The sequence below is a fragment of the Micromonospora sp. WMMC415 genome, assembly GCF_009707425.1.
In the GTDB taxonomy this organism is placed as follows: Bacteria; Actinomycetota; Actinomycetes; order Mycobacteriales; family Micromonosporaceae; genus Micromonospora.
Window position 1 is genome coordinate 5,345,197 of the sequence record NZ_CP046104.1, and the last position, 13,026, is coordinate 5,358,222.

Sequence of the window (13,026 nt, forward strand, 5' to 3'; positions counted from 1 at the left end):
CATGGCGTGTGTCGCGGCCGTCTCGGTCATCCGGCACCGGTCGCTGCCATGGGCGCCTCGCGTCTTTGCCACCGGTCGACGTGTCGGCGATGTCGCTGTCACATCTCGATGCCCTCCGGCGGTGGCGCGCCGTGGGAGCGGCCGGTCTTACCTGGCGCTGTCAGAGTCCAAGGCCGTCACGTGCGCTGGGGACCTGACTGCTCCGCCAGAGTTCTGTGAGACGGGCGTGGCGCAATCGGTGCCGCCACGTCGGGCGTGACACGCACCGATGTGTCATCGACGTTCTCGGCTGAAATGGAGAGTGGACATGGCCGTGTCCGACACCGATTGGCCGGACTCGCCGCTGGATGCCGTCGAGGTTGCCTTCGCGGCACTGATATGCGACCCCGACCCGGTGAGACTCGACCTGGACAAACTCGGCGGTGACAGCGGTCTGCCCGGAGGTGTCATGGCCCTGCCGGAGCTGCGGGAGTGGCTGCTGGCGCACCCGCGCGCTTACCGGGGGCGTGACAGGGTGTGGCGGGAGTTGGTCCTGCGGGCGCGGCTGGATGGCCCGGCGTGGGTTGTCGTCGCGGCCGGGATGGCGTTGCCGGCGCTGCGCCGCTGCGCCGGACGGTTACGGGTCGGTTGGTCCGGTGAGGCCTACGACGTCGACGCGGAGATCCTCACCGGCTTCCTGACGGCGTTGCGGGACCGGGTGGACCTGTCGAAGCCGGCGCCGTACGCGTCGCTGTGTATGGCGGCGTGGCGGGCCGGGTACGAGCTGCGCCGGCGTGCCGGCGACAGCGTGCCCGTCGAGGATGTCGAGCACGTCATCGGGCCCCGGACGCCCACCGTTCCCTACGGGCACCCCGACCTGCTGGTGCGGAGGGCGGTCCGCTTGGGGCTGCTGGACGCCTGCGACGAGCAGCCCTACATCGACCTGCGGCTGGGGCGGCGGGCGATCGAGCCGATCGCGGCCGCCATGGGTGTCAGGGTCGACGCCCTGCGGATGCGGGTCCGACGCATCGACGAGCGCCTTGCTCGTGCGCTGGCCAGCGGGCTGCTCACCGGCGTCGCGTCCGCGCAGGCCGCCGCAGATTTGGCCGCCATCGCCAAGCACCGGGACCGGACCCGTGCCGGCCGCGCCGGCACCTGCCGCGGGAACGCGACGTCAGCGGCTGCGGCCGCCTGATCCAAAATGCCATGCCGCACCTGGGGGAATCGGCCCTGAGACACTCCTCCCATGGCCGTAACGCAGCAACTGGCAAGACTGTCTGCAGACCGGCTTGCCGCGTGCCGCAGATCGATTGAGGAGCTGGACAAGCTCTGCTCGTTCGAGCTGCTCCCTCCGTCCGACCACCTGGACCTCGACTGGTCCCCCGGCCCCATGCTGCGAGCCTGCGAACTCGGCCAGGTCGCCTCTGCGGGCCTTACCGCTCTGCGACGTGCGTTCGCCGGCGATGCGGAGATCAATCCGGCTTACCGGGTGGAGCATTCGGTCACGGCGCTCGAACCTGACGCCGTCGCTGACGTCGCGAGGGTGCTGCGCACGGTGGACCCGGAGGGGGCACTGGCCGCCGTGCCGCTGGATGCCGCGGCCGCATTGGCGGCCCTCGGTATGCCAGCGTTCGACGCACATCCGCGGGCATACCTGCATCACCACCTCGTTGCGGTCCGCGACTTCTACAGGCACGCCGCCCGGCACCGGCTCGCGGTTGCCCTCTGGTGGGACTGATCATCAGAAAATCGTCTAGCCGGACGTGTCACCCACGTCCCGAGGCAGATCTGTCACGCACGTCCTTAGACCCGACACCTCGCTGTGCCGTGGATGGCCTCAACCGGCCCACTGTGACTCCCCTGATCGCGCGCCCGCTGGCTGGGCAATGTGTGGGGGCCTTCGGGGCGCCCACGGCCTGAACGGTCCCGTCCTGCCAGGGCGCATGGACCGCTGCGGCAGGGGTCGTGGCTGGGCCGGATTGCAGGGCCTGTGAGCCGCCTGCCAGATCCGGGGGTGGTCCGGTCGGTGGCCTGTCAGGTCGGTGTGAGACGCCCGGGGTGTTCGCCAGCGCTCACAGGGACCGGTTTGAGGGTGCGGAAGTCTCCTGAGGCGGCCACGAGCCGACCGTGATGGGTGATCTTCCGCCCGCCGCCGGGCTCGAGCGGTGCGAGCCGGGAGCCTCGGGTGCCGCGCCATGTCGATGCGCTGACACCTCATCGAACCGCCGACCTGAACGGGAGGATGGGCTCCTCCCGAGGATTTCCCGCGACTCGGCACCCATGGTGTGTCCGGCGGCGGCCCCCCTTTGTCCGACGGCCCGTTCGACGCCCTGCTCCTCATCGAGGTCGGGGCGGGAGGTGAACAGTCTCATGTTCCGCAACCACATGGCACCCATGGGTGCCGTCAACCGCTCCCGGCGCACCGTCCGCGCCACCACGGTGCTCGCCGCGGTGGCCCTGGTCCTGTCCATGCCGGCCGCCGCGCACGCCGATTCCGGCGTGCCGGTGCTGGCGGCGAACTCGCTGCCGGTCGTCATCAACAATCTGCAGACCTGGCTGATGGGCATCCTCGCCGCCCTGGCCACCCTGTTCCTCGTCCTGGCCGGTGTTTACTGGGCGACCGCCGGGGGTGACCCGACGCAGGTCGAGCGGGCCAAGGCTGCGCTGCGCAACGCTCTGGTCGGCTACGGTCTGGCGGTTCTCGCCCCGGTGCTGTTGCAGGTCGTGCGGGGAATCGTCGGGGGCTGATCATGGGTTGGCTTCTGGACCAGATTCTGGACTGGCTGGCGGCGGCGATCCTCGGGTGCCTGGACGCGCTGTTCGGGGTGATCAGCAGCGCGCTGTTGGTCACTCCGAACGTCACCGGTCTGCCGCAGGTGCAGGCGCTGACCGGCCGTTCGGTGCTCGTCGTGGACACCGTCTTCGTCCTGGCGTTCGTCGCCGCCGGGGTGCTCACCATGACCGCCGGTGGCAGCGAGGCCTTCCGCTACAACGTCAAGGACCTCCTCCCCCGGCTGATCGTCGGGTTCGTCGCCGCGCACTTCTCGCAGCTGTGGTGCGGCACGCTCATCGACCTGGCCAACGCGCTGACCGCCGCGCTCACCACACCCGATGGGGACAGCGACGGCGCTCTCAGCGCGATCAGGACCCACGTCACCGGCGGGCAGGACAAGGCCTCGCTGCTGCTGTTCGTGATCTGCGTGGCGATCATCGCCGTCCTGCTCGCTGCCACGGCGTTCAGCGTGATCGTCCGCTTCGCTGTCGTTCTCGTCCTGACCGCCGCCGCCCCGCTTGCCCTGGCGTGTCACGCGCTGCCGCAGACCGACCCGGTCGCCCGCTTGTGGTGGCGCTCCTACCTCGGGGTGCTGGCGGTGCCGGTGGTGCAGGGCTTCACCCTCTACGCGGGGCAGTGGATGCTCACCGATTCGCGGCACCTGCTGCCGGTGCTCGGCCTGCCGGTCGAACCCGGCGGGCTGATCAACCTGTTCGTCGTCATGGTCATGCTCTGGACGACGCTGCGGGTGCCGTCCCTGATGCGCCGCTACGTCACGACCGGAACCGGCGGTCGCGGGGGAACCATGCTCGGCGCGGCCGTGCGGGTCATCCTGGTGCAGCAGGTCACCCGGTCGGTTCCCGGCATTGGCCGCGGGCTGCGGGCGGTGGCTCGATGACCGCCCATACCGATCAGAGCGAGGCGGGGCGGGTGCGGATGCCCGCCGACGTCGATGCCCCGGACAAGGTCGCCTACGGGCTGACGTTCCGGCAGTTGGCGATTCTCGCCGTCGCCGCCCTCGCCTTCTACGGTGCCTGGCGGGCGGCGCGCGGTGTTGTTCCGGTGCCGGTGCTCGCCGGCGCCGCCGTCGTGGCCGGCGGCCTCGTGTTCGGCGTCGCCGTTGGCCGACGCGACGGACTGCCGCTGGACGTGTGGCTGCTCGCCGCGGTCCGGCACAGCACGTCCCCGAAGGCGCTGTCGACAACCGACAGCACCACGAGAACGCCGACCTGGGTGCAGGCCCCGGCATCGACAATGCCGCTGCCGGCGCCGTTAACGCTGCCCGCCGACGCCATCGACGACGGCGGGGAGATCCGCTTGGGCGGGACGTGGGCGGCGATGGTCGCCGCGACGACCGTCAACCTCGCGCTGCGCACCCCGGACGAGCAGGCCGCCTTGGTCGACACGTTCGGCCGGTGGCTGAACTCCCTGTCGACGCCGACGCAGATCGTGGTGTCGGCGCAGCCGGTGGACCTGCACTCCGCCGCCCGCACCCTCGCCCGCACCACGGAGCGGTTGCCGCACCCCGCCCTGGCGGACGCGGCCGGCGACCACGCCCGGTTCCTCGACGACCTCGCCCAGCGCCGGGACCCGTTGCGCCGGCAGGTCCTCATCGTCACCCGTACCGGCCCGGGTGAGCGCGAGCACGCCGCCCGGCGGCGCTCCGACGACAGTGTCCGCGCCTTGTCCGGTCTCGGCGTCACCGCTCGCGTCCTGGACGCGGCGGCCGTCACCGCCGCGCTCGCTGGCGCTGCCGACCCCTACCGGCCGCCCCGCCCCGGCGGGCTCGCCGCCCCCGACACCGTCATCACCGCGACCCGATCGCCCCGAAGGAGCCCACAGACATGAAGCTGCGCCACCGTGGCGGGCCTGCCGACCATGACCGCCGGCGCCAACGGCTGGCGGCCACCGTCGCCCCGGCGTCCGTGGACGTCACCTCCCGGTTCCTGCGTGTGGGCGACGGCTACGCCGCCACCCTGGTGGTGACCGGCTACCCGGCCGAGGTCGGCCCGGCCTGGCTCGAACCGCTGCTGTCCTGGCCCGGTCGCCTCGACCTCGCTCTGCACATCGATCCGCTGCCCGCGCCGGTCGCCGCTGCCCGGCTGCGCAACCAGCGTGCCCGCTTCGAATCGTCGCGCCGGGCCGACGCCGAGCGCGGCAAGCTGCCCGACCCGGTGGTGGATGCGGCGGCCGACGACGCCGCGGACCTCGCCGCGCGGCTCGCCCGCGGCGCGGCGAAGCTGTTCCGCGTCGGCCTCTACCTGACCGTGCACGCCCGCACCGAGACCGAGCTGCTGGAGGCATGCGCGCAGGTGAGAGCCGCCGCCGCGTCCACGCTGCTGGAGGTGCAGCCCGCCACCTGGCGGCACCTCGCTGGGTGGACCACCACCCTGCCCCTCGCCTCGGACGCGCTGCGGAGGCGTCGCACCATGGACACCGCCGCCCTCGCCGCGGCGTTTCCTCTCGCCTCCGCGGATCTGCCCGCGCCGCTGCCCGGCGACCCGCCCGCCGAGGGTGGGGTGCTCTACGGGGTGAACCCGGACTCCCGGGGAATTGTGTGGTGGGATCGGTGGGCGCAGGAGAACCACAACTCCGTCGTGCTAGCGCGTTCCGGCGCGGGCAAGTCGTACTTCGTGAAGGTGGAGATCCTGCGCACCCTCTACCAAGGCGTGCAGGTCGCGGTCGTTGACCCGGAGGACGAGTACGGGCGGCTGGCCGACGCGGTCGGCGGGGCCGTGGTCCGCCTCGGCGCCGCCGGGGTGAAGGTCAACCCGTTCGACCTGCCGACAGGCGATTCCCGTCCCGACGTGCTCACCCGCCGTGGGCTGTTTCTGCACACCCTCATCTCCGTGCTGGTGGGCCAGCAGCCGCCACCGGCGCAGCGGGCCGCCCTGGACCGGGCGATCCTGGCCACCTACCGGGCCGCGGGCATCACCGCGGATCCGGCCACCCACCACCGGCCCGCCCCGCTCCTGCGTGACCTCGCCGATTGCCTGCGCGCCGACACCGACCCGGCCGCGGCAGAGCTGGCCGCCCGCCTCACGCCTTGGGTTGGGGGCTCGTTCTCGGACCTGTTCGACGCGCCCACCACCACCCGCCCCGACAGCCACCTGGTGGTGTGGTCGCTGCGGCACCTGCCAGACGAGCTGCGCACCGTCGGCACTCTCCTCGCCCTGGACGCGATCTGGCGGCAGGTCGACACCTCCGGCCGGCCGGTGGCGCGGCGGCTCGTCGTGGTCGACGAGGCGTGGCTGCTGATGCGCGACGGCGAGGGGGCCCGGTTCCTCGCCCGGATGGCCAAGGCCGCCCGTAAACGCCACGCCGGTCTGACCGTCATCACCCAGGACGTCGCCGACGTCCTCGGCACCGACCTCGGTCACGCGGTGGTCGCCAACGCCGCCACCCAGGTGCTGCTCAAGCAGGCCCCCCAGGCCATCGACACGGTCGGCGACGCGTTCGGCCTCACCGCCGGCGAACGCCGCCTGCTCCTCGCGGCCCGGGTCGGCACCGGGCTGCTGATCTGCGGCACCAACCGGACCAGCTTCGAGGCCATCGCCTCTCCCGCAGAGCACCAGCTGTGCACGACGACACCGTCGGAGCTGGCCGACCTCGATGACGGAGAGGACGAGCTGTGACACCACCGATCCCACTGTTCGCATCGCCGGCACCCAGTCCGCCCGACGTCATAACTCCGCCCGGCGCGCCAGCGCGGTGGGTTCTGCAGGCCGCCGAGTGGGCGGCCGATCGGCCATGGCTGCTCGGCGTCGCCGCCGCGCTGCTGACGGCCGCCGTGGCGGGGCGGAACCTGCTCGACGGGTGGCGGCACCGCCGCCACGCCGACGGCGCCCGGCTCGTCACCATCGCGCCGCCGCCTGAGGTCGACGCGCACGGCGCTGCGGCGCTGTGGGCCAACCTGCACGGCACGCTTACCCCGTCCCGTCGCCGCAGGCTGCTGTTCGGCAGCCCGCACGTCGGGTGGCAGTACACCTGGAGCGGGCGGCGGCTGCTCATCGGCATCTGGGTGCCCGGGACCGTGCCGCCGGGTGCGGTCGAGGCCGCCGTTCGAGCCGCCTGGCCGGGCGCCACCTGCACCACCACCGAAGCCCAGCCGCCGATCCCGCTCGGTGTCACGGCCGCGGTCGGCGGGCAGCTGCTGCCGGCGGCGGCGCAGTGGCTGCCGATCCGCACGGACCACGACGCCGACCCGCTGCGGGCGCTGATGTCCGCCTGCTCCGGGCTGCGCGCCGACGAGTACGCGTGCGTGCAGGTTCTCGCCCGCCCCGCCACCGCACGGCACGCCGCCTCCGCGCGCCGGGCGGCCGGCCGGCTACGTGAGGGCAAGACCGCCGTGCCGACGTTCAACCCCGCCGCGCCGCTGCGGTGGCTGATCGACGTGTTCCTACCCGGCGCGTCGACGACAAGCCGCAGCAGCGTCCAGGGCGCCGGTCGGCGGGATCCGGGGGTGGAGCGCGACGTGCGGGCGGTTCTCGACAAGACCGCGCATCCGCTGTGGATGATCGGGATCCGCTACGCGGTCGCCAAGGACACCCGCCGCCACCGCAGCGACCCGTATCCCCGGCTGCGTGGGCTCGCGGACGCGGTCGCCTCCTCGTTCGCCGTCTACGCCGGCCGTAACCGCCTCGCCCACCGGGCCCGGATGGCCGCCCCGGTGGCGGTGGTCGCCGCACGGCGGCTCGGGCCAGGCTTCCTCGCCTCCACCCCCGAACTCGCGGTGTTGGCGGCGCTGCCGCGCGACCTGGCGGTGCCCGGCCTGGACCGGGCCCGGGCCAAGTCCGTGCCGGCGCCCGTCGCGGTTCCCACCGGCGGGCGGGGTGTGAAGGTCCTCGGCGACGCCACGGTCGGTGGGCACGCGGTGGCCCTCGCGGTGCCGGACGCCCGGTATCACCTGCACGTGGTCGGATCCACCGGCTCCGGCAAGACGACCCTGCTGGTCAACATGGCCGTCGACGACATCACCGCCGGCCGGGGCACCGTGGTCATCGACCCGCACGGCGACATGGTCCTCGACATCCTCGACCGGCTACCCGCCACCGTCGCCGACCGCCTCGTCATCTTCGACCCGGACCAACCGAACCCGCCGACCATCAACCCCCTCGCCGGCGACGACCCCGACCTCGTCGTGGACAACCTCGTATCGATCTTCGGCAACATCTTCGCCAAAGCCTGGGGGCCCCGCATGGACGACGTCATGCGCGTCGCCTGCCTCACCTTGCTGCGGCACGCCAACGTCACCCTGCAGCACATCCCACCCCTGCTCAACAGCGCGCAGTTCCGCTCGGCGATGACCGTCGGCCTCGACGACCCAGCCGGCCTGTCCGGGTTCTGGCAGTGGTACGACGACCTCAACCCCGCCCTACGCTCGCAGGTCATCGGGCCCGTCCTCGCCCGGCTGCGGGCGTTCCTACTGCGGGACTTCGTCAAGCGCACCATGCGCCACCCCCGGTCGAGCTTCGACATGCGCCGAGTCCTCGACGGCGGGGCTCTCCTGGTGCGTATCCCGAAAGGGCAATTGGGTGAGGACACCAGCAAGCTGCTCGGCTCCCTGATCCTGGCGCAGGTGTGGCAGGCCGCCACCGCCCGCGCCGCCCTCGCCCCGGACAGACGCCGCGACGCCACGCTGATCATCGACGAAGCGCAGAACTTCCTGACCCTCGCCAATTCGCTGGACACGATGCTCGCCGAAGCCCGCAAGTACCGACTGTCCATGGTCCTCGCGCACCAGGACCTCGCCCAGTTCCCCAAGGACCTGCTCGCCGCCGCCTCCGCGAACGCCCGCAACAAGATCTACTTCAGTGTGGCGCCGGAGGACGCCCGTGTCCTCGCCCGGCACACCCTGCCCGAGCTCGACGAGCACGACCTCGCCCACCTCGACGCCTACACCGCCGCCGCCCGCCTCGTCGTGCACGGCCGACAGACACCGGCATTCACTCTGCGCACCCGCCCACCCAAACCCATCGTCGGGGAGGCGACCGCGATCCGACAGGCCGCGGCCCGAACCGTGCCCTCTCAGGACACCAGCGCCATCGACTCACTCGTCGAGACATTCTCGTCCCGACCCAACGACCGGCGTCGCGGGCCTGGCTAACCACCAGCGATGTCTTTATACGGAAGGATCTCCTGGGACAGCGAAGCCTGTGGGTTCCTGGCACACTCCACCACAAGATCATCCGCAATTGCCGAGCTAGGCGCTGTGCTTGCAGGTTATCGCCGACAACCAGCTGCCACTCCGACGCGGGGGAGGTACCCGACTCGCCAGCGGGCGCGCTGACGGCGAGCTAGCCGCCGCCCTCGCCAGCAAGTCTGTCGACCACCGCGGCACCGAGGAGTGGCTCGTCCAGATCTGGCCCGCCGTGCCGGATGCCACCGGAGCTGTTTAGTGTTCAGCCCTGCTTAGGCAGCCGCCGCCTGCCCGGCGGTGGCAGTCTGGGCCTGCTGCCGGCGACGCACGCCGGCCCGCCTTCCTACCCGACGCCCGTCCCTGGGCTCCGCCGGTGGCCAAACCGCGCCTGGCAGCCGAGCAGGTGCAGCGCGAGGCACGCATCGCAGGCAGCGGACTGGACACCCTACGCCTGCTCGTGCCTTCACCCAAGACGCCCTGCCTCGGCGACGGCAGCTGGGAGGACCTGTTCGCGCCTGGAGTGGCTGGCTCTCGTGAGGCACAATCGGTGAACGTGATCTAGAGCGTCATCGCGGAGATTCGACATGACTGACCTGACCGGCGCCGTCTGGCGCAGGAGCACTCGCAGCAGCGGCAACGGTGGCAACTGGGTCGAAGTCGCGATCAATCTTCCCAACATCGTGGCCGGCCGCGACTCCGCGGACACCACGAGTGTGGCACTCATCTCGACCCCGTCGGGGTGGGTCGGCTTTTTCACGGCGGCAAGGTGCGGGGGTCTCGTCCGGTGAAGTTCAGCTTCGACGTCGGTGTCCACGAGCGGCACCAGGTGACGTTTTCTTTCGACAAGTTCTGGGGCGGATTGTCGATCATGGTCGACGGTGAACCGGTGCATCGGGAGCTGCGGGTCATGTCGGTGGACTTGGTCAAGCGGTACCAGTTCACCGTAGGCGTCGACGAGCGGCACAACGTGCTCATCGAGAAGGAGCGCAAGCTGCTCTTCGCCGGCTTCCGGCCGCAGCGGTGCCGGGCGTACGTCGATGGGCATCTCGTCGCCGAGCAAACGGTCTGACCGGGTTCTCCGATCGTCGGGCCGCAGCTGCCCCCACGAACGGCGTCCACTGTAGGAGGATGTGCGGTGCCATGACCGGCCGGACGGCGCCGGTCGGCGTAAACGGGGGCAGCGCCATGAGTTTCGACGTCGATGTGGCCGCGCTGCGCGGCCTACCGGCGGTGTTTGACCGGCTCGGCGACGACGCGCGGGCCGGATTGACCTACCTCGACACGAACACCGCCCTGGAGTACGGACCAGGGTTCATCAACAAGCTCACCGGCAAGCACGAGCAGGCCATGTTGGCTGTCCGTGACTTTGTCGAGGACATCGCCAAGTACACCGCCGCGGACACCGGGTCGTCGCTGCGCCAGGCCCTTGACTACTACGAGCGCACGGACGAGGCGGCGGCGGAGCAGTTGGACCGCACCTTTCGGGGAGGCGGTCACCTCGACCGCTCGCAGTACGCGAGCCTCTATCGGGCGGCCGGTCCCTCAGCGGTGTTCGCGGATCCGGTCGAGCCGCAGGTCAGTCTGCGGGCGGTGCCGGATTACAACAAGGATGATGCGTTCCAGTTCGAGCCGCAGTTGTGGGACATGGCCAGTCCCACATCGCTAACCCGGGACGCGATCTGGGGCGCCACCTGGCTCGGCGCGAAACTGGGTATCTGTGACCGCGCCTACGACCCGTACGAGTCTTTGATCAAGCCGCTTGCGGGTGACTGGACCGGGGTGCGCGGGTGCGCCGACGTGTTCGACAGCCTCGCGGCGGCTCTGGGCGGCATGGCCGACAACCTGCGCTGGGCCGCCCTCGGTGCCGACCAGTACTGGCAGGGCAAGGCGGGCACCGCGTTCCAGGCCCACGTCGTGGGCTCCGCGCGCAAAATCGACGTCGCGGCCGGGCCGCTAATCGCGCTGGCGGCCGAGTACCGCAAGACGGCCGAGGCGATGTTCGAGATGGGTAAGGTGCTCGGCTCCCTGCTGTCCGACCTGGTCGACGCGGCCATGATCTTCGTCGCGGCCGCCAGCACGGCCGCGGCCACCTCGGAGACCGTCATCGGCGGCGTGGTTTTCGGCGCAGCGGCGCTCTATGAGGGCTACAAGATGTGGGACATCCTGAAGGAGGCGCTGGACCTGGTGGGCCGAGCTGATTCACTCACCAGTGCCTTCACCTCAGCCGTCGGCGACTTCGGGATGGCTGCGGGGCCAGGTGAGCTGCCCGTGCTCGCCCCGGCGCCGGTCGGGCTGCCCGAGTGACCGGGCGTCGGGAAGGATGTTCAATGTGAACCAGGTTCCGCCCGCCCGTCCGGAGGACATCCTCGCCGCAGTGGACCGCACCCCGTACGGGGAGGTCCTGCGTGACGAGTCCCGCCGGCGGCAGCTGGTCTACGAGGCGATGATGTCCGGCCCCGACCCGATCGGCCGCGAAATCGCCCAGCAGCTGCGGTCCGGCAGCGTCACCCCACGGGATCTGCTCGCCGTGGCCGACTACCGGGAGTTCTTCAGCCGCGCCCGGGCCGACGCCGAACGGCTCGACCTCGACGCCCTCGCCGCGTCCGCCTCGGCCCTCGACCACGACGAGCTGCCGACAGGTGACCTCGACCGGGACACCGCCACCGGCGTCGGTTACCGGCCACGAGCGGAGGATGAGGGTGAGCGGCAGGAGGATTGGTGGCGGTGAGGACGCTGTCGAAGCAAGCGGACAAGTGGCTCGGCCGGGTGCTGGTGTCGGTCGGGTGCGTGATCGCCGCGCTGTGTCTCGGTCTCATGGGCTACGCCCGGTCCGGTGACGTCGACGCCGGACACACCTGGAACGGGGACGCCCCCGCTTACCTGACCAGCGCCGTACGCGGTGGCGAGCACCAGTGCACCATCACCCCGGACGACGGCGAGGCCCGGACGTTGAACGTGCCGTCCTGGCCGAACCGCGGACCGCACGTCAACGGTCGGCAGGTGGATCCGTGGTTCGCGGGCACCGCGCAGGTGTCTTGCACCGACCCGGTGTATCTGACGCAGGGATGGATGGTGCGGCTCTATCCGCTGGTAGAGCAGTGGCTGGTGCTCCTGGCAGGCCTCGTGCTGGCGCTGGTCGGGTTGAACCGGCTCGGCCTGTTCCGCCACACCTCCCGCTACCCGTGACGCCGATCAGTCCGCGTGCCACGGCACGCGCCAGTTTCGTGCACCGCTGACCGGGTCTCAGCCCGCCAGGTCTTACCTACACGGCAATGATCGAGCCACCGTGGCGTAATGCTGATCATGGCGTAGCCATCGCGGAGGTTCGCGGTCCTCGATCACCCAAGCGTTCGGCCGCTGCAGCACTATCATTCCACCGAGAAGAGGACGTCCTGTCGGGGTGATCTTCCGTCGCGTGGCGTGAGCGCTAAATCTCCAGCCGCAGTCCGGCCCATCGGTCGAGCCATCCCTTGACCTCCACGCGGCGCTGTACCTTCGCGCGGCCCGCTGCGTTGTTGAAGGCTGGAGAGGGGCGGACAACCAATCCCACAAGGTCAGCCAGCCCATGGCAGGACACCAGGCGAACAGAGTCACCCCGCAGAGTAACCGCGACGCACGTTGCCGTTTCGGGCCAGCGCGATATCGCGTCCAGGGCCGACGTGTAGGGCTCATCGCCATTGCGCAGATGCATCCGTGCTTGATTACGAATCTCCCACGGCACCTTAGGCAGGGCCCCTATGGCTTGAACTTCGGCGCGTGCGTCCTCGCGTGGGTCCAGCTTTTCCGGGTCGAAGTAGGCGACATCCACGTCGCGTTCCGGCGAGACCGGGAGGTTGCTGATCGCGTCCCAGACGCGGTTGCGTACGAAGCCGGCACCGATCCACCAGTCCGGTAATCCAAGGTCGGCCGCAGCCCGGAGGACTCTCATTGCTCCCGGGTCTGACTCGATGACGCCCACAACGTCCTGCGCGCTCATGACCACCCGAGGGACCCTAGACCAGCGGACGGACGCACCGCTTGCGAGACGGAGGCTGAGGGCAGAGCGGTGTCTGTCACCGACGCGCTCCGGACTGTCGCCCTGCACCGGCGCATCGACGCGCAGTGGCTATGCCGCCCCTGCGTGCAGAACGCCCAG

General features: G+C 70.9%; 14 protein-coding genes. 13 read left to right on the forward strand and 1 reads right to left on the reverse strand.

Features of this window, described 5'->3' with window-relative positions; translation table 11 throughout:
* The first annotated feature begins 307 nt into the window (after positions 1 to 307).
* The 13 genes from GKC29_RS25060 to GKC29_RS25120 all read left to right on the forward strand — a co-directional run bounded on the left by GKC29_RS25060 (position 308) and on the right by GKC29_RS25120 (position 12,077).
* A complete protein-coding gene (locus GKC29_RS25060; RefSeq protein ID WP_155333154.1) occupies positions 308 to 1,174 on the forward strand; it encodes a hypothetical protein in 867 nt (288 codons plus the stop codon).
* A 51-nt stretch (positions 1,175 to 1,225) separates the two neighbouring features.
* Positions 1,226 to 1,717 carry a DUF1877 family protein gene (locus GKC29_RS25065; RefSeq protein ID WP_155333155.1) on the forward strand — a complete coding sequence of 164 codons (492 nt, stop codon included), beginning with the start codon at positions 1,226 to 1,228 and terminating at the stop codon, positions 1,715 to 1,717.
* A 656-nt stretch (positions 1,718 to 2,373) separates the two neighbouring features.
* The gene (locus tag GKC29_RS25070) at positions 2,374 to 2,727 is read left to right on the forward strand and encodes a pilin (RefSeq protein ID WP_230689110.1); all 354 of its coding nucleotides are present in this window, start codon (positions 2,374 to 2,376) and stop codon (positions 2,725 to 2,727) included.
* Between the two features lie 2 nt (positions 2,728 to 2,729).
* Positions 2,730 to 3,650: a hypothetical protein gene (locus tag GKC29_RS25075; protein WP_155333156.1), complete on the forward strand. Its 921-nt coding sequence runs from the start codon at positions 2,730 to 2,732 to the stop codon at positions 3,648 to 3,650.
* On the forward strand, positions 3,647 to 4,600 hold the full coding sequence (locus GKC29_RS25080; RefSeq protein WP_155333157.1) for a PrgI family protein: 954 nt from the start codon (positions 3,647 to 3,649) through the stop codon (positions 4,598 to 4,600). The genes GKC29_RS25075 and GKC29_RS25080 overlap by 4 nt, the downstream gene beginning before the upstream one ends.
* Positions 4,597 to 6,387: a VirB4 family type IV secretion system protein gene (locus GKC29_RS25085; protein WP_155333158.1), complete on the forward strand. Its 1,791-nt coding sequence runs from the start codon at positions 4,597 to 4,599 to the stop codon at positions 6,385 to 6,387. Before GKC29_RS25080 ends, GKC29_RS25085 begins: the two co-directional genes overlap by 4 nt.
* Positions 6,384 to 8,858 carry a helicase HerA domain-containing protein gene (locus GKC29_RS25090; RefSeq protein WP_155333159.1) on the forward strand — a complete coding sequence of 825 codons (2,475 nt, stop codon included), beginning with the start codon at positions 6,384 to 6,386 and terminating at the stop codon, positions 8,856 to 8,858. The genes GKC29_RS25085 and GKC29_RS25090 overlap by 4 nt, the downstream gene beginning before the upstream one ends.
* Before the next feature lie 406 nt (positions 8,859 to 9,264).
* Entirely contained in the window at positions 9,265 to 9,453 is a 189-nt protein-coding gene (locus GKC29_RS25095) for a hypothetical protein (RefSeq protein WP_155333160.1), read from the forward strand.
* 22 nt (positions 9,454 to 9,475) lie between these two features.
* Positions 9,476 to 9,679, forward strand: coding sequence for a DUF397 domain-containing protein (locus GKC29_RS25100; protein WP_155333161.1), 204 nt, complete (start codon positions 9,476 to 9,478; stop codon positions 9,677 to 9,679).
* The gene (locus GKC29_RS25105; protein WP_155333162.1) at positions 9,676 to 9,960 is read left to right on the forward strand and encodes a hypothetical protein; all 285 of its coding nucleotides are present in this window, start codon (positions 9,676 to 9,678) and stop codon (positions 9,958 to 9,960) included. Before GKC29_RS25100 ends, GKC29_RS25105 begins: the two co-directional genes overlap by 4 nt.
* Before the next feature lie 71 nt (positions 9,961 to 10,031).
* On the forward strand, positions 10,032 to 11,195 hold the full coding sequence (locus GKC29_RS25110) for a hypothetical protein (RefSeq protein WP_155333163.1): 1,164 nt from the start codon (positions 10,032 to 10,034) through the stop codon (positions 11,193 to 11,195).
* 25 nt (positions 11,196 to 11,220) lie between these two features.
* On the forward strand, positions 11,221 to 11,619 hold the full coding sequence (locus GKC29_RS25115; RefSeq protein ID WP_155333164.1) for a hypothetical protein: 399 nt from the start codon (positions 11,221 to 11,223) through the stop codon (positions 11,617 to 11,619).
* Complete coding sequence (locus GKC29_RS25120) at positions 11,616 to 12,077, forward strand: hypothetical protein (protein ID WP_155333165.1); 462 nt, start codon at positions 11,616 to 11,618, stop codon at positions 12,075 to 12,077. Before GKC29_RS25115 ends, GKC29_RS25120 begins: the two co-directional genes overlap by 4 nt.
* A gap of 241 nt (positions 12,078 to 12,318) precedes the next feature.
* On the opposite strand, the gene GKC29_RS25125 is transcribed toward GKC29_RS25120, so the two are convergent.
* Positions 12,319 to 12,867, reverse strand: a complete 549-nt coding sequence (locus GKC29_RS25125) for a nucleotidyltransferase family protein (RefSeq protein WP_230688809.1) — start codon at positions 12,865 to 12,867, stop codon at positions 12,319 to 12,321.
* Positions 12,868 to 13,026 lie beyond the last annotated feature (159 nt).